Here is a 15,396-nt window from a genome sequence, read left to right on the forward strand (position 1 = left end):
ACAAATCAGATCGACATGGACAGTGCGAGAAAAACTGGCGTAATCCAACCCAGGGACGCCGAGGAAGGGCCGCCCCGCCCCGAGGGCGTCGTCCCCCTCCCGCGCAGCGAGAGAGGGGGAAGCGGCGCAGCCGCTCAGGGGGCGCAGCATTTCAGGTTCCCTGGCTCACCGTGATGGTGGGGAACTTGCTCGTGAAATCGCGTGCCTTGAGCGCCACCTTCACGGCCAGGTCGCGCGCCACCTTCTTGTAGATCTGCGCGGCTTCGCTGTCGGGCTCGGCCACCACGGTGGGCTTGCCGCTGTCGGCCTGCAGGCGGATCTGCAGCGACAGGGGCAGGGCGCCCAGGTAGTCGATGCCGTACTCGGCCGCCATCTGCTTGCCGCCCTCGGCGCCGAAGATGTGCTCCACATGGCCGCAGTTGGTGCAGACGTGGGCCGCCATGTTCTCGACCAGGCCCAGGATGGGCACGCCCACCTTCTCGAACATCTTCACGCCCTTCTTGGCGTCGATCAGGGCGATGTCCTGGGGCGTGGTGACGACCACGGCGCCCGTCATGGGCACGCGCTGGGCCAGCGTCAGCTGGATGTCGCCGGTGCCGGGCGGCATGTCCACCAGCAGGTAGTCCAGATCCTTCCAGTTGGTCTGGCGCAGCATCTGCTCCAGCGCCTGCGTGGCCATGGGGCCGCGCCAGATCATGGCCTGGTCGTTGTTGACCAGGAAGCCGATGGACATGACCTGCACGCCATGGCTTTCCATGGGCTCCATGGTCTTGCCGTCGGGGCTTTCGGGGCGGCCCGAGATGCCCATCATCATGGGCTGGCTGGGGCCGTAGATGTCGGCGTCCAGGATGCCCACGCGCGCGCCCTCGGCGGCCAGCGCCAGCGCCAGGTTGGCCGTGGTCGTGCTCTTGCCCACGCCGCCCTTGCCGGACGAGATGGCGATGATGTTCTTGACGCCCGGCAGCAGCTGCACGCCGCGCTGCACCGCATGCGCGGCGACCTTGGACGTGATGTTGACCGAGACATTGCCCACGCCCTCGACGGTCTTGGCCGCGGCGACGAACTGGCCGCGCAGCGCCGGCACCAGGCTTTGCGCCGGATAGCCCATCTCCACGTCGAAGGCCACGTCGGCCCCCGTGACCTGCAGGTTGCGCAGGGCGCGGGTGCTCACATAGTCCTTGCCGGTGTGGGGGTCGAGCACGCTGGAGAGCGCGGCCAAGAGCGCTTGTTCTGTGACTGCCATTGCTTTGATTACTCCTAGAGCCGGATAGTCTATCCAAGGCCCCAAGCCCTCGCCCGCGCGAGACAATGCAGGCCCCGCTGGCTTTGTTCCCATTTCTCCCGCCTTTTTCCGCGAAAGATCCGCCCCGTGAAATTCAAGATGGCCCACAACTCCCTGTTCGCGATCCTGCTGCGCTCGCGCTGGTGGATCAGCATCGCGCTGGCCGCGCTGGTGACCCTGGTGTCCACGGCGCTGCTGCCCAAGGACATCGCGCCGTTCGCCGCCATCACCGCCCTGCCCTTCTTCGGCATAGGCTGCGTTGCCGCCTGGCGCCAGCTGCGCGCGCCCAGCCCCGCCAAGGTGGAGCAGGCCCTGGAGATCGCCGCCCAGCAAAGCTGGCGCGAGTTCGCCGATCGGCTCGATCGCGCCTGGCAGGCCGAGGGCTACACCGTCACCCGCCTGTCCGACAAGGACGGCGCCGACTTCGTGCTGGAACGCGAAGGCAGCACCACCGTGGCCAGCGCCAGGCGCTGGAAGGCCGGCGTGCACGGCATGGAGCCGCTGCGCGCCCTGCTGGCCGCAGGCCAGGCGCGCGATGCGGCCACGGTCTGCTACCTGTCGCTGCAGCCGCCGGCCGAGAATGCAGCCGCCTGGGCCAAGCAGCGGGGCATCGCCCTGATCTCCGGCAAGGACCTGGGCTCCCTGCTGGCCAAGGCCTGATCCCTTCGGGGTCATCCCCTGATCTGATGACGGCCGGCGCGCGGCACACTCCAGGCATGCCCGATGCCGCGCCCTCACCCGACTCCAGCCTCCCTCCCCCCAGCACCGGACTGCTGCTCAGCGGCGGCGGCGCCCGCGCCGCCTACCAGGCCGGCGTGCTGGAGGCCATTGCCGAGATACGCCGCGCCTGCGGCCAGCAGCATGGCCCCAATCCCTTCCCCATCCTGGTCGGCACTTCTGCCGGCGCCATCAACGCGGCCGCCCTGGCCTGCGGCAGCGACCATTTCGACCGGGCCGTGCGCCGCATGTCGCGCATCTGGCGCAACCTGCGGCCCGAGGACATCTACCTGTCCGACTCGCTGAGCGTGCTGCGCAGCGGCGCGCGCTGGCTGACCCTGCTGTCCCTGGGCTGGGCCCTGGCGCGCTGGGGCCGCATGCGCCCGCGCTCGCTGCTGGACAACCAGCCACTGGGCCGCCTGCTGTCGTGTGGCCTGGTTCCGCTGGAACGCCTGCCGCAATTGATCGCGGACGGCCACCTGCGCGCGCTGGCGGTCTCGGCCTCCAGCTACACCACCAGCGAGCATGTGACCTTCTGCCAGGCGCAGGACCAGCTCCAGCCCTGGGTGCGCAACCAGCGCAAGGCCGCCGCCGCCCAGATCACGCACGCGCACCTGCTGGCCTCCTCGGCCATTCCCTTCATCTTTCCGGCCACGCCGCTGCCGCTGGACGGCGCCACCGAATACTTCGGCGACGGCTCCATGCGCCAGACCGCACCGCTGGCGCCCGCCATCCACCTGGGCGCAGAGCGCATCCTCGTCGTGGGCGCGGGCCGGCGCACCGAGCCGCCGGCCAGGCCTCCGCCGGAAGGCGCAAGCTACCCGTCGCTGGCCCACATCGCGGGCCACACGCTGTCGAGCATCTTCCTGGACGCCCTGTCCCTGGACGTGGAGCGCGCCGAGCGCATCAACCAGACCCTGGCCCTGATCCCGCCCGCCGACCGCGAACGCAGCCGGCTGCGCCCGCTGCAGTTGCTGGTCATCTCGCCGTCCGAACGCATAGACGCCATCGCCGCGCGCCATGTGGGCCAGCTGCCGCTGCCCATGCGCACCCTGCTGGGCGCCCTGGGCGTGCGCCAGGACGCCAGCGACCCGCGCGGCGCCGCCCTGGCCAGCTACCTGCTGTTCGAGCGCAGCTTCACCCGCGAACTCATGGCCCTGGGCCGGCGCGACGCGCTGGCGCGGCGCAGCGATATCGAGCAGTTCCTGGGCTGGCAGCGCCCGCTGGTCGCCAACTGATGCCTGCAGCCAACAGGCCTGGCGCAGCGAAGGCCCTCAACAACTCCCCGTATGTCCGCCTGCACGGAAAAGCCATCGCCGCCCCACAACCGCCCAGCCCTTCTAGAATGTCAGGTTCCCCCGAGAAAGCCGCCATCCATGACCGCACGCAAACTCTTCGTCACCACCGCCCTGCCGTACGCCAACGGCAACTTCCACATCGGCCACATCATGGAATACATCCAGGCCGACACCTGGGTGCGTGCGCAGCGAATGCAGGGCAACGCGGTCAACTTCGTGGGTGCCGATGACGCCCACGGCGCGCCCATCATGATTGCGGCCGAGAAGGCCGGCAAGACGCCCCAGCAGTTCGTGGCCGACATCGCCGCAGGCCGCAAGCAGTACCTGGACGGCTTCCACATCGCCTTCGACAACTGGCACAACACCGATGCGCCCGAGAACCACGCGCTGGCCCAGCAGATCTACAGGGACCTGAAGGCTGCCGGCTTCATCGAGACGCGCACCATCGAGCAGTTCTTCGACCCCGAGAAGAACATGTTCCTGCCCGACCGCTTCATCAAGGGCGAATGCCCGCGCTGCCACGCCAAGGACCAGTACGGCGACAACTGCGAGGTCTGCAGCGCCGTCTACGCGCCCACCGACCTGATCAACCCCTACTCGGCGCTGTCCGGCGCCAAGCCCGTGCTCAAGAGCTCGGAGCATTTCTTCTTCAAGCTGTCGGACCCGCGCTGCGTGGAATTCCTGACCGAATGGACCCAGGACGGCCAGCACGTGCAGCCCGAGGTGGCCAACAAGATCAAGGAATGGTTCAGCGTGCGCACCAACCCGGACGGCACGACCAGCGAGGGCCTGGGCGACTGGGACATCTCGCGCGACGCGCCCTACTTCGGCATCGAGATCCCCGATGCGCCGGGCAAGTACTTCTACGTCTGGCTGGACGCGCCCGTGGGCTACCTGGCCTCGCTCAAGAACCTGCTGGACCGCCGTGGCGAGGACTACGAGGCCTACATGGCCGACCCCGCGCTGGAGCAGTACCACTTCATCGGCAAGGACATCATCACCTTCCACACGCTGTTCTGGCCCGCCATGCTCAAGTTCAGCGGCCGCAAGACGCCCACCAAGATCTGCGTGCACGGCTTCATGACCGTGAACAACGGCGAGAAGATGAGCAAGAGCCGCGGCACCGGCCTGGACCCGCTCAAGTACCTGGGCCTGCAGATGAACCCCGAGTGGCTGCGCTACTACCTGGGCGCCAAGCTCAACGGCAAGAATGAAGACATCGACTTCAACCCCGATGACTTCATGGCCCGCGTCAACTCCGACCTGATCGGCAAGTACGTGAACATCGCCTCGCGCGCGGCCGGCTTCATCGCCAAGCGCTTCGACGGCAAGCTGGGCACGGTCAGCGAAGACGGCCAGGCCCTGCTGGCCCAGCTGCGTGGCCAGAGCGAGGCCGTCGTCCAGGCCTTCGAGAACCGCGACACGGCCCGCGCCGTGCGCGAGATCATGCAGCTGTGCGACCGCGTCAACGAATACGTGGACGCCAACAAGCCCTGGGAGCTGGCCAAGCAGGAAGGCATGGACGCCCGCCTGCAGGACGTGTGCACCACCTGCATCGAGGCCTTCCGCCTGCTGACCATCTACCTGAAGCCCATCCTGCCGGCCGTGGCCGAACAGGTGGAAGGCTTCCTGAACGTGGCGCCGCTGCAGTTCGCCGACGCACAGAGCCTGCTGGGCGCCGGCCATGCCATCGGCCTGTACAAGCACCTGATGCAGCGCGTGGACGTCAAGCAGCTGGAGGCCCTGTTCGAGGCCCCCGAGCCCGTGGTCGAGAAGGTCCTGCCCGGTGGCGAGGAAATTGCCGAAACCATCAGCATCGACGACTTCGCCAAGGTGGACCTGCGCATCGCCAAGATCGTGGAATGCAAGCCCGTGGAAGGCTCGACCAAGCTGCTGCAGCTCACGCTGGACGTGGGCGAAGGCAAGACACGCAACGTGTTCTCCGGCATCTCCAGCATGTACCAGCCCGAGCAGCTGCAGGGCAAGCTCACCGTGATGGTGGCCAACCTGGCGCCGCGCAAGATGAAGTTCGGCATCTCCGAAGGCATGGTGCTGGCCGCCAGCCACGCCGATGAGAAGGCCAACCCCGGCATCTACGTGCTGGAGCCCTTCCCCGGTGCCACACCTGGCATGCGTATACATTGAAATGCCCCCTGAGTCGCTTCGCGCCTTCCCCCTGAAGGGGGGCATACGGGCACCCGGCGACACCCTCGGTGCGGGGCGGCCCTTCCTCGGCGTCCCTGACTTAGGCTCTGCCGGTTTCAAAGATTGCGCACAGTGTGTTGGACGACAATCATGAAGTCTGCAAAGTCCCGCAAGCCCTCACGGTCCCCGGCCCTGGGGGCTTTTCTTTGCCTGTGCGCCGCGGCCCTGCTGTCCGGCTGCACCGTGGTGGCCGTGACGGCCACGGCGGTCAGCGTCACGGCCTCGGCCGTGGGGCTGGCCGCGGATGCGGCTGTGGGCACGGCAAAAATCGTCGGCAAGGGAGTGGGCAAGGCCGTCGATGCGATGAGCGATGACGGGGCAACCGCAGACAACAGCGGCATCACGGTCCGCTACCGCACGCCCGATGGGCAGCCCCTGACGCCCTGAGGCTACTGTCCGGCGTAGCGCCCGGGCCGGTGGCTCACGGCCAGGAACACGCCCATGATCACGGCCGCCAGCACCGACCAGGCCACGCGCTCGAAGGGCACGACCCACAGCGCCAGCAGCACCACGCAGCAGTCGATGGCCATCTGCACCTTGCCGGCGCGGATGCCGTAGCGGTCCTGCAGGTAGAGCGAGGCGATGGTGGCGCCGCCCAGGCTGGAGCGGTGGCGCGCCAGGAACAGCAGGCCCGAGCCCATGAGCAGGCCGCCCGCAATGGCGGCAAAGGCCGGGTGCAGGTAGTCTATGTGGATGAGGCGCGGCCCCATTTCTGTGATCAGCGACAGCGCGCCCACGCAGATGAAGGTCTTGACCGTGAAGGTGCGGCCCACGCGCGTCCAGGCAAACCAGTAGAACGGGATATTGATCGCGAAGAAGATGAGGCCGAACGGCCAGCCCGTGGCGTAGTGCAGCACGAAGGCCAGGCCCGCCGTGCTGCCCGTCAAAAGCCCCGCCTGGGCGAACATCATCATGGCGATGCCCACGAACAGGGTTCCGGTGAAGAGGGCCTGGACATCCTCGAAGAGGCCATGGCGCAGCGAAGCGGTGGCCGAAACAGGCGCAGCGGGCGCGGCAGCGGGTAGGGAAGGCGTGGACATTGTCGGGGTGGTGACAGATCTATCGTCGCAAAGGCCCCGGTTCGGGGCCTTCACCGTACCCATGGGGTGTCATAGGTACAAACCCGGATTCTAGAGACTGTTGCCCCGGCGCGCTGTGGCGTGCAGGGTACAGCGCGCCGCAGGGGCTTGCAGGAGCTTGCAAGGGCCTGCTGTCAGGCGCCGCCGTGCAGTTTCTCGCGGCCGGCGCTGCGCAGCACGCGGCCGTCGGGGCCGAAGGTGACGGTGAACTCCATGTCGCGCGTGGGGGGATCGATGTAGTTCCAGTCCCAGTCGGTTTCCTGCTTGAGCTGGTAGGTGGTGACCTTGGCAGGCTTGCCCAGCATGCGGCGCACCTGCTCCTCGTCCATGCCGGGGCGGATTTTCTCGAAGTTGTGCGGCGCCAGCACCTGGCGCAGCGCGCTCATGCGCCCATCGGTGCCGATGGTGATCATGTAGTTGCGGCTGCCGGCGGGCTGGCGGTTGTACTCGAAGGTGCGCGAGCCGTCGGGCTCGGTCCAGATGCGTTCGGGCTCGCCAAAGCGGGCGCGGACGTCGGCCTCGGTGGACAGGCCTTCTTCGAGTTCCTTGATGTTTTGGGGATCGCAGCCGGGCAGCCCAAGCATGCCCATCACGGCCACGGCAACGCCCAGAAGACGGGAGACTAGGTTCATCGGCGGTGTCCCGGTAAAATCACGCGATTCAAGAGGTTATCAGACTATGTCATTCTTTCGCCGCCCCGATTACCGTTCCGACGCCACGAACTTCATCAACGAGCTGAAGAAGCAAAAGCCCGAGCTGCCCAGCCAACAGCTGGCCGGCCGCTCGCTGCTGTGGGACAAGGACGTGAACCACGAAGTCTGGGAAGACCTGCGCGCCGGCCGCGTGGACCAGAAACCCTACGTCTACCAGACGAACTCCTGATTTCGGCTGCAATGACACATCAGCCTGTTTCGCTGTGGCACCGTGCGCATGCAGCTGATGCCTGCGCAGCAAGGCATGGCCGAGGCTGAGTCCGCACTGGCGCCTGCGGGCGCCGGCGCCGCATCCCCCGCTCCTGGCGACGATTCACCGGTCGTGATCGACCAGGTGGCTTTGGCGCGCCTGTACGGCGAGCCGCTGTTCGCCCTGCCGCAGGACCTGTACATCCCGCCCGATGCGCTGGAGGTCTTCCTCGAAGCCTTCGAAGGGCCGCTGGACCTGTTGCTGTACCTGATCCGCAAGCAGAACTTCAACATCCTCGACATTCCCATGCTGGACGTGACGCGCCAGTACATGCGCTATGTCGACGAAATCCGCAGCCGCAACCTCGAGCTGGCGGCCGAGTACCTGCTGATGGCGGCCATGCTCATCGAGATCAAGTCGCGCATGCTGCTGCCGCCCAAGAAGCAGGACGATGGCGAGGAAGCCGAGGACCCGCGCGCCGAACTGGTGCGCCGCCTGCTGGAGTACGAGCAGATCAAGCTCGCTGCCCAACAGCTGGGCCAGGTGCCGCACTACGGGCGCGACTTCCTCCGGGCCCAGGTCCATATCGAGCAGAACCTGCAGCCGCGTTTCCCCGATGTGGACGTGGCCGAGCTGCAATCGGCCTGGCGCGACATTCTCAAGCGTGCCAAGCTTGTGCAAAGCCACAAGATCACGCGCGAGGAACTCTCGGTGCGCGAGTACATGAGCCAGGTGCTCAAGGCCCTGCAGGGCCGGCGCTTTGTCGAGTTCGAGACCCTGTTCCAGCCAGAGAAGGGATCGACCGTGCTGGTCGTGACCTTCATCGCCCTGCTGGAGCTGGCCAAGGAAACGCTGATCGAGATCACCCAGGCCGAAGCCTTTGCGCCCATCTACGTGCGCCTGGCCTATACGCCCGTCTAGCGGGCACGGACACAGGCACGCGCACACCGACAGGCCGGCACCACCGGCCTCCATGCACCATGACTTACAGCGTCAAAGAAATCTTCTACACCCTGCAGGGCGAGGGCGGCCAGGCCGGCACGCCGGCCGTGTTCTGCCGCTTTGCAGGCTGCAACCTCTGGACCGGCCGCGAGCAGGACCGCGCCAGCGCCATCTGCCAGTTCTGCGACACCGACTTCGTGGGCACCGACGGCACGCTGGGCGGCAAGTTCGCCACGGCCGACGCCCTGGCAGAACGCATCCTGTCCCAGTGGCCGGCCGGCGACAGCCGGCACCGCATGGTGGTGCTGACCGGGGGGGAGCCCCTGCTGCAGGTGGACGAGCCCCTGATCGCGGCCCTGCATGCGCGCGGCTTTCGCATTTCCGTGGAAAGCAATGGCACCGTGGCCGCGCCCGAGGGCATCGACTGGCTGTGCATCAGCCCCAAGGCGGGCGCCGACTGGGTGCAGCGCAGCGGCCAGGAGCTCAAGCTGGTCTGGCCGCAGCCCGGCTTCGATCTGCAGGCCATCGAGGCCGGCACCCGTTTCGACCACTATTTCCTGCAGCCCATGGACAACGTCCTGCAGGCCGACAACACGGCCGCCTGCATAGCGCAATGCCTGCAGCGGCCGGCCTGGCGCCTGAGCCTGCAGACCCACAAGCTCACCGGCATCCGCTGATTTTTGCCATGCAGTTCACCGTTCACCAGCGCTTTTTCTTCGACGCCGCCCACACGCTGGAGCGCGCCATCGAGACCGAGAGCAGCCGCCGCATCCACGGCCACACCTACTACGCCGAAGTCAGCGTCACCGGCCCGCGCAACCCGGACAACGGCATGGTGATCGACCTGGGCTACCTGCGCTCGCGCCTGAAGACCCTGGGCGACGCGCTGGACCACCGCTTTCTCGACGAAATCCCCGGCCTGGGCAAGCCCACGCTGGAAAACCTGTGCCTGTTCATTGCCGATTCCCTGGCCGACCTGCAGCCCGCTCCCAGCCGCATCCGCGTATGGCGCGACAGCATCGGCGATGGCTGCGTGCTGGATCTGGGCTGACCTCAAGCCAGGCCTGCCAGAGAGCCGCCCCCGAAGAGCAACTCCACGGCCATCATGGGTTTGGCGGTTCGCAGATAGACTTGGTGGCTTTTTTTGCCAGTCCCCGCCACCGTCAAGATCGCGCCCAAGCGCCCCTCGAGAGACAAAACATGTTCCGCACCCTGCTCAAATCCAAGATCCACCGCGTCAAGACCACGCAATGCGAGCTGCACTATGAAGGCTCCTGCGCGATCGACGAGGACTTGCTGGACGCCGCCAACATCGTCGAGAACGAGCAGGTGCACATCTGGAACATCGACAACGGCGAGCGCTTCGTCACCTATGCCATCAAGGGCCAGCGCGGCAGCGGCATGATCTCGGTCAACGGCTCGGCCGCGCGCCGTGCTGCCGTGGGTGATCTGCTGATCATTGCGTCCTTTGCCCAGGTGCATGAGACCGACGTGGCCGAGCACCGGCCCCAGCTGGTCTTCGTGGACGATGCCAACCGCCAGGTCGAACTGCGCCACCACGTTCCCACGCAGCAGCTGTGAGCTGCGCTGCGGTGTGACAATCGCGCGATGACTCAATCGCTTGCCGCCCGCAGCCTTGCGGCTGTGTGGCACCCCTGCACCCAGATGAAGCGGCACGAGGCCGCGCCCCCCATCGCCATCGCGCGTGCCCAGGGCCCCTGGCTCCACGACACCGAAGGACGCCGCTACCTGGATGGCGTCAGCTCCTGGTGGGTCAACCTCTTCGGCCACAGCCATCCGCACATCCAGGCCGCGCTCACCGACCAGCTCGCCCGGCTGGACCATGTGATGCTGGCCGGCTTCACGCACGCGCCCGTGGTGGAGCTGTCCGAACGACTGGCCACGCTCACCGGCCTGGGCCATGCCTTCTACGGCAGCGACGGCGCATCGGCCACCGAGATCGCCCTCAAGATGAGCGCGCACTACTGGCGCAACCTGGGCCGCCCCGCCAAGAGCCGCTTTGCCGGCCTGGCCGGCGGCTACCACGGCGAAACCGTGGGCGCGCTGGCCGTGACCGATATTCCCATCTTCCGCGAAGCCTATGCCCCCCTGGTGCGCCTGGCCGACACCGTGCCCAGCCCCGATGCACGCGGCGCGCAAGGCGGCGAAAGCCCGGTCGATGTGGCACGGCGCGCCGCCGAAGGCCTGCGCCAGTGGCTGGAGCAGCACCACGAGACCACGGCCGCACTCATCGTCGAGCCGCTGGTGCAGTGCGCGGCCGGCATGGCCATGCACGACCCCGAATACCTGCGCCTGGCGCGCGCCCTGTGCGACCGCTACGAGGTGCACCTGGTGGTGGACGAGATCGCCGTGGGCTTCGGCCGCACGGGCAGCATGTTCGCCCACCAGCAGGCCGGCATCCGGCCGGATTTCATCTGCCTGTCCAAGGGCCTGACGGGCGGCACGCTGGCCCTGTCGGCCGTGCTGACCACCGAGGCCGTCTACGCCGCCTTCTACGACGATTCCGTGGCGCGCGGCTTTCTGCACTCGCACTCGTACACCGGCAACCCGCTGGCCTGCCGTGCGGCCCTGGCCACGCTGGAGCTGTTCGAGCAGACCGATGCCATCAACGCCAACCTCGCGCTGGCGCAAAGGCTTGACGGCGCCTTCGCCCCTTTGAACCAGCACGCCCGCGTGCGCCACGCACGGCGCCAGGGAATGATCTGGGCCTGGGATGTGCAGACCTCGCTGCCCGATTTCTCGCGCCGCTACAGCGCAGCCGCACTGGAGCGCGGGCTGCTGCTGCGCCCTATCAGCAACACCCTCTACGCCATGCCTCCCTATTTGCTGGACGAAGAAGCCGTGCAGCACCTGGCGGCCAGCGCGCTGGCCGCCCTTGAAGACACCCTGGCCCAGGAGAACCATTCGTGAACGCCCACCGCACCATTGGCTGCTTTGTCACCGGCACCGACACGGGCGTGGGCAAGACCCTGGCCTCCTGCGGGCTGCTGCATGCGCTGGCCCGCCACCATGCCCGCGTGGTGGGCATGAAGGCCGTGGCCGCAGGCGCCGAGCCCGACGGCCAGGGCAGTTGGGCCAACGAGGACACGCTGGCGCTGCGCGCCGCCTCCACCCTGGCCGTGCCGCCCGAACTCGACAACCCCGTGCTGCTGCCCGATCCCATGTCGCCGCACATCGCCGCGCAGCGCGCGGGCCGCTCCATAGAGATCGCACACATCGTGGACAGCTACCGGCGCCTGGCCGAACAGGCCGACGCCGTGGTGGTGGAAGGCGCGGGCGGCTTTCTCGTGCCGCTGTCCGACCAGCTCTCGGGCGCCGACCTGGCCTGCGCGCTGGACCTGCCCGTGGTCATGGTCGTGGGCCTTCGGCTGGGCTGCCTGAACCACGCCGCCCTCACGGCCGAGGCCATCCGCGCGCGCGGCCTGCGCCTGGCCGGCTGGATTGCCAGCCGCGTGGACCCCGCCATGCTGGTGCCCGAGGAAAACATGGCCTGGCTGCGCCAGCACCTGGACCGGCAACTGCAGGCGCCGCTGCTGGCCGACATCCCCTTCCAGCAGCACCCCGACCCGCGCGCCACCACCTACACCCTGCCGGAGCAATGGCAATGAGCGGCTCCTGGCTGGACGACATCCCCGCGCGCATCGCCGAGCTCGACGCAGCCCACCTGCGCCGCCGCCGCCGCGCCACGGCGCCGCTGCAGGGCGCCGCCAGCGGCGCCCACATGGAGGTGGACGGCCACCCCATGCTGGCCTTTTGCAGCAACGACTACCTGGGCCTGGCCGGCCACCCCACCCTGGTGCGCGCCGCCTGCGCGGGCGCCCAGGCCTTTGGCGTGGGCTCGGGCGGCTCGCCCCTGGTCAGCGGCCACAGCACGGCCAACGCCGCGCTGGAGGAACAGCTGGCGCACTTCGTGCAGCTGCCGCGCGCGCTCTACTTCTATGCGGGCTACGCCACCAATGCCGGCATCGTGCCGGCCCTGGTGGGCGCGGGCGATGCCCTGTTCTCCGATGCGCTCAACCACGCCTGCCTGATCGACGGCGCACGCCTGTCGCGCGCCCAGGTCCACCGCTATGCCCATGCCGACCTGGGCGACCTGGCCGCGCAACTGGCCGCCAGCACGGCCCGGCGCAAGCTGGTCATCAGCGATGCCGTGTTCAGCATGGATGGCAACGTGGCCGACATCCGCGGCCTGCTGGCGCTGTGCGAGCAGTACGACGCGCTGCTGCTGCTCGACGACGCGCATGGCTTCGGCGTGCTCGGCCCACAAGGCCGGGGCAGCCTGGCCGAGGCGGGACTGACGGGCGCAAACGCCTCGCCGCGCGTGCTCTACATGGCCACGCTGGGCAAGGCCGCTGGCGTGGCCGGCGCCTTTGTCGCGGGCAGCGACATGCTGGTCGAGTGGCTGCTGCAAAAGACGCGCAGCTACATCTTCGCCACGGCCGCGCCGCCCATGCTGGCCAGCGCGCTGCAGGCCAGCGTGGCCCTGATCGAGGCCGAGGACGAGCGCCGCGAGTCCCTGGCCGAACGCATTGCCGAGCTGCGCGCCGGCCTCACGCCGCTGCTGGCGCGCACGGGCTGGCAGTTGCTGCCTTCGCGCACCGCCGTGCAGGCCCTGGTCATAGGCTCCAACGCCACGGCCCTGGCCGTGATGGAAGGCCTGCGCGAGCGCGGCCTGTGGGTGCCCGCCATCCGCCCGCCCACCGTGCCCGAAGGCACGGCGCGGCTGCGCATCGCGCTGTCGGCCTCCCACACGCGCATCGACGTGCAGCTGCTGCTGACGGCGCTGGACGAGGTCTCGCGCCTGGCCCCACCCCTGCCCTGAATCCCTCTTCACCACCGGAACGGAGACATCCATGCCCCATCTCTACGTCGAATACACCGACAACCTCGCCGGCCTGCCCGGCCAGCAACTGCTGACCGAACTCAACGCCTTCGTCTGCGGCCACCCCAGCATCCTGGACGAGGCCGACGTCAAGGCCCGCCTGCTGCCGGTCAGCCAGTTCGAGATCGGCTCGGCACCGGCCAATCGCGGCTTCGTCCACGTGCAGCTGCGCCTGCTGGCGGGCCGTACCGACACGGCCAAGAAGGAACTGTCCGAAGGCATTGCCGCGGTGCTGCGCCGCCTCACGCCCCAGCCGGCCGGCATGATGGTCCAGCTCAGCGTGGAAATCGCCGACATGGACAAGCCCAGCTACTACAAGGGTCGCCTGTAAGGCAGGCGCCAGGCCTGGTCCGCCGTGAGCACCCGCGCACGCTGCGCACAATGCCTGCGCCCTGAGCGCACCTGCCTGTGCCCCCTGGTGCAGCCGGTGCCGCATGCGGTGCAGTTGCTGGTGCTCCAGCATCCCGAGGAAGAACTGCAGGCCAAGGGCACGGGCCGGCTGCTGCACCTGTGCCTGCCCGCCAGCCGCCTGGCGGTGGGCGAGGCCTTCGAGCCAGCGCAGTTGCAGGCACTGCTGCACGCGCCCTGGCAGGCGGGCGACGTCCCGCGACAGGCCGTACTGCTCTATCCGGAAACGCCGCACGGCGACCAGCTGGGCCTGGCCAGGCAAGCGCCCTGGCCGCAGCCCGCGCCATGCCCCGAGGCCCTGCGCCTGGTGGTGCTGGACGCCACCTGGCGCAAGAGCCGCAAGATGCTCTACCTCAACCCCGGCCTGCAGGGCCTGCCGCGCCTGGCACTGCAGGGCGACCTTCCCGCGTCGCGCTACGGCGCGCTGCGCAAGGCCCATGCGCCGGGCCAGCTGTCCACGCTGGAGGCAGCATCCTGCGCGCTGCAACGGCTGGCGCCTGCCGGCCCGTCGCTGCAGCCGCTGCGCGATGCGTTCGAGGGGCTGCTGTCCCTGCATGCCCGGCACAGGCCCGAATGAAAAAACGCCTCGGGGAACGAGGCGTTTTTCATGGCGGCAGGCCGTGCTTCAGTTTTCCGGCGTGATCCTGGCGAACTTGACCAGTTCGGCGTACTTGCCCATGTCGGTACGGATGATCTGGCCCAGGTTTTCGTCGCCCGTGGGGGCAATGATGCCCGCGCCTTCCAGGCGCGCGCGCATCGCCGGATCGGCCAGGCCCGCCTTCAAGGCCTTCTGCAGGCTGGCCACCACATCGGCAGGCAGGTCCTTGGGACCCGCCAGCCCGAACCAGCCGCTCAGCGCGTAGCCCTTGAGCGCTGCGTTCTCGCCCAGTGCGGGCACGTCCTTCATCATGGCGATGCGGTGGGCCGTGGTCACGCCCAGGGCCTTGATCTTGCCGCTCTGGATGAACGGAGCCGCCACCGAGGGAGAGACGATGGCGAAGTCCAGGTTGCCGCCCGCCAGGTCGCTGGTCATCGCGGCCGAGCCCTTGTAGGGCACATGGACGATGTCCACCCCGGCCATCTTCTTGATCAGCTCGCCCGAGAAATGCGGCGTGGACCCGATGCCCGGGCTGCCGTAGCTGTACTTGCCGGGATGGGCCTTGGCCAGGGCGATGAACTCGTCGAGGGTCTTGGCCGGCATCTTGGTGCCGGCCACCCACAGGTTGGGCAGCACGCCGGTCAGCGCGATGCCGGTCAGGTCCGTGGCCGGGTCGTACTTCTGCGCGGCGTTGACGAACTTCGTGCCCGCCAATTCGTTGCTGGAGCCTGCGAGCAGGGTATAGCCGTCGGCCTTGGCACCGACCACGCGCTGCGCGGCCACCACGCCGGCGGCACCGGGCACGTTGTCGACCACGACGGTCGCATTGAGGTGCTTGGCCAGGATGTCACCCACCACGCGCCCCACCAGGTCGACCGAGCCGCCTGCCGCGTAGCCGACGACGACGCGAATGGGCTTGTTGGGATAGGTGGTCTGGGCGCACAGCGGGCCCGCCGCCAGGACAGCCGCGGCGCTGATCAGCGCGCGGCGGGAAATACGGAATTCATGCATGGATCGATCTCAGGAGAGGCAGGTATCAGCCAACAATCAAAATGATATTG

18 protein-coding genes are annotated in these 15,396 nt (G+C 68.3%); 14 read left to right on the top strand and 4 right to left on the bottom strand.

All coding sequences use genetic code 11. The annotated features are described in order from the left end of the window. Positions 1–151: 151 nt before the first annotated feature. Positions 152–1,243: an iron-sulfur cluster carrier protein ApbC gene (gene apbC, locus ACF8NF_RS16255; protein ID WP_012203771.1), complete on the bottom strand. Its 1,092-nt coding sequence runs from the start codon at positions 1,241–1,243 to the stop codon at positions 152–154. A gap of 138 nt (positions 1,244–1,381) precedes the next feature. Between apbC and ACF8NF_RS16260 the strand changes: the two genes are divergently transcribed. From ACF8NF_RS16260 to ACF8NF_RS16275, 4 genes are all read left to right on the top strand, one after another. After that, a complete protein-coding gene (locus ACF8NF_RS16260; RefSeq protein ID WP_343740718.1) occupies positions 1,382–1,942 on the top strand; it encodes a restriction endonuclease in 561 nt (186 codons plus the stop codon). A 56-nt stretch (positions 1,943–1,998) separates the two neighbouring features. Continuing rightward, on the top strand, positions 1,999–3,237 hold the full coding sequence (locus tag ACF8NF_RS16265) for a patatin-like phospholipase family protein (protein WP_047217990.1): 1,239 nt from the start codon (positions 1,999–2,001) through the stop codon (positions 3,235–3,237). A 138-nt stretch (positions 3,238–3,375) separates the two neighbouring features. Continuing rightward, positions 3,376–5,442 (top strand): methionine--tRNA ligase, encoded by a 2,067-nt coding sequence (gene metG, locus ACF8NF_RS16270; protein WP_034366112.1) that lies wholly within the window; start codon positions 3,376–3,378, stop codon positions 5,440–5,442. A gap of 150 nt (positions 5,443–5,592) precedes the next feature. After that, entirely contained in the window at positions 5,593–5,889 is a 297-nt protein-coding gene (locus ACF8NF_RS16275) for a hypothetical protein (RefSeq protein WP_392450861.1), read from the top strand. Between the two features lie 2 nt (positions 5,890–5,891). Here ACF8NF_RS16275 and ACF8NF_RS16280 read toward each other — a convergent pair whose 3' ends face one another. Next, complete coding sequence (locus ACF8NF_RS16280; protein WP_016449041.1) at positions 5,892–6,542, bottom strand: YitT family protein; 651 nt, start codon at positions 6,540–6,542, stop codon at positions 5,892–5,894. Between the two features lie 173 nt (positions 6,543–6,715). Further along, on the bottom strand, positions 6,716–7,213 hold the full coding sequence (gene bamE / locus ACF8NF_RS16285; protein WP_016449042.1) for an outer membrane protein assembly factor BamE: 498 nt from the start codon (positions 7,211–7,213) through the stop codon (positions 6,716–6,718). A gap of 46 nt (positions 7,214–7,259) precedes the next feature. On the opposite strand from bamE, the gene ACF8NF_RS16290 reads away from it, so the two are divergent. The 10 genes from ACF8NF_RS16290 (at position 7,260) to ACF8NF_RS16335 (ending at position 14,314) form a co-directional block, all read left to right on the top strand. Next, entirely contained in the window at positions 7,260–7,463 is a 204-nt protein-coding gene (locus ACF8NF_RS16290) for a DUF3460 family protein (RefSeq protein ID WP_016449043.1), read from the top strand. Positions 7,464–7,538: 75 nt separating this feature from the next. Beyond that, the gene (locus ACF8NF_RS16295) at positions 7,539–8,405 is read left to right on the top strand and encodes a segregation/condensation protein A (protein WP_026062089.1); all 867 of its coding nucleotides are present in this window, start codon (positions 7,539–7,541) and stop codon (positions 8,403–8,405) included. A gap of 59 nt (positions 8,406–8,464) precedes the next feature. Then, entirely contained in the window at positions 8,465–9,103 is a 639-nt protein-coding gene (gene queE / locus ACF8NF_RS16300; protein WP_046986547.1) for a 7-carboxy-7-deazaguanine synthase, read from the top strand. A gap of 8 nt (positions 9,104–9,111) precedes the next feature. Further along, positions 9,112–9,477, top strand: a complete 366-nt coding sequence (locus ACF8NF_RS16305) for a 6-carboxytetrahydropterin synthase (protein ID WP_016449046.1) — start codon at positions 9,112–9,114, stop codon at positions 9,475–9,477. 149 nt (positions 9,478–9,626) lie between these two features. Then, positions 9,627–10,007 (top strand): aspartate 1-decarboxylase, encoded by a 381-nt coding sequence (gene panD, locus ACF8NF_RS16310; protein ID WP_016449047.1) that lies wholly within the window; start codon positions 9,627–9,629, stop codon positions 10,005–10,007. 27 nt (positions 10,008–10,034) lie between these two features. Continuing rightward, complete coding sequence (gene bioA, locus ACF8NF_RS16315) at positions 10,035–11,357, top strand: adenosylmethionine--8-amino-7-oxononanoate transaminase (protein WP_133072559.1); 1,323 nt, start codon at positions 10,035–10,037, stop codon at positions 11,355–11,357. Continuing rightward, positions 11,354–12,055, top strand: coding sequence for a dethiobiotin synthase (gene bioD / locus ACF8NF_RS16320; protein WP_392450862.1), 702 nt, complete (start codon positions 11,354–11,356; stop codon positions 12,053–12,055). The genes bioA and bioD overlap by 4 nt, the downstream gene beginning before the upstream one ends. After that, positions 12,052–13,269 carry an 8-amino-7-oxononanoate synthase gene (bioF, locus tag ACF8NF_RS16325; protein ID WP_017404246.1) on the top strand — a complete coding sequence of 406 codons (1,218 nt, stop codon included), beginning with the start codon at positions 12,052–12,054 and terminating at the stop codon, positions 13,267–13,269. The genes bioD and bioF overlap by 4 nt, the downstream gene beginning before the upstream one ends. Before the next feature lie 31 nt (positions 13,270–13,300). Next, a complete protein-coding gene (locus ACF8NF_RS16330) occupies positions 13,301–13,660 on the top strand; it encodes a 5-carboxymethyl-2-hydroxymuconate Delta-isomerase (protein ID WP_012203756.1) in 360 nt (119 codons plus the stop codon). A gap of 24 nt (positions 13,661–13,684) precedes the next feature. Further along, positions 13,685–14,314: a tRNA-uridine aminocarboxypropyltransferase gene (locus ACF8NF_RS16335; protein WP_313284125.1), complete on the top strand. Its 630-nt coding sequence runs from the start codon at positions 13,685–13,687 to the stop codon at positions 14,312–14,314. Between the two features lie 48 nt (positions 14,315–14,362). On the opposite strand, the gene ACF8NF_RS16340 is transcribed toward ACF8NF_RS16335, so the two are convergent. Further along, entirely contained in the window at positions 14,363–15,346 is a 984-nt protein-coding gene (locus tag ACF8NF_RS16340; RefSeq protein ID WP_034366088.1) for a tripartite tricarboxylate transporter substrate binding protein, read from the bottom strand. Positions 15,347–15,396 lie beyond the last annotated feature (50 nt).

Source organism: Delftia sp. WSY_22 (genome assembly GCF_043104185.1).
GTDB classification, from domain to species: Bacteria; Pseudomonadota; Gammaproteobacteria; order Burkholderiales; family Burkholderiaceae_C; genus Comamonas; species Comamonas tsuruhatensis.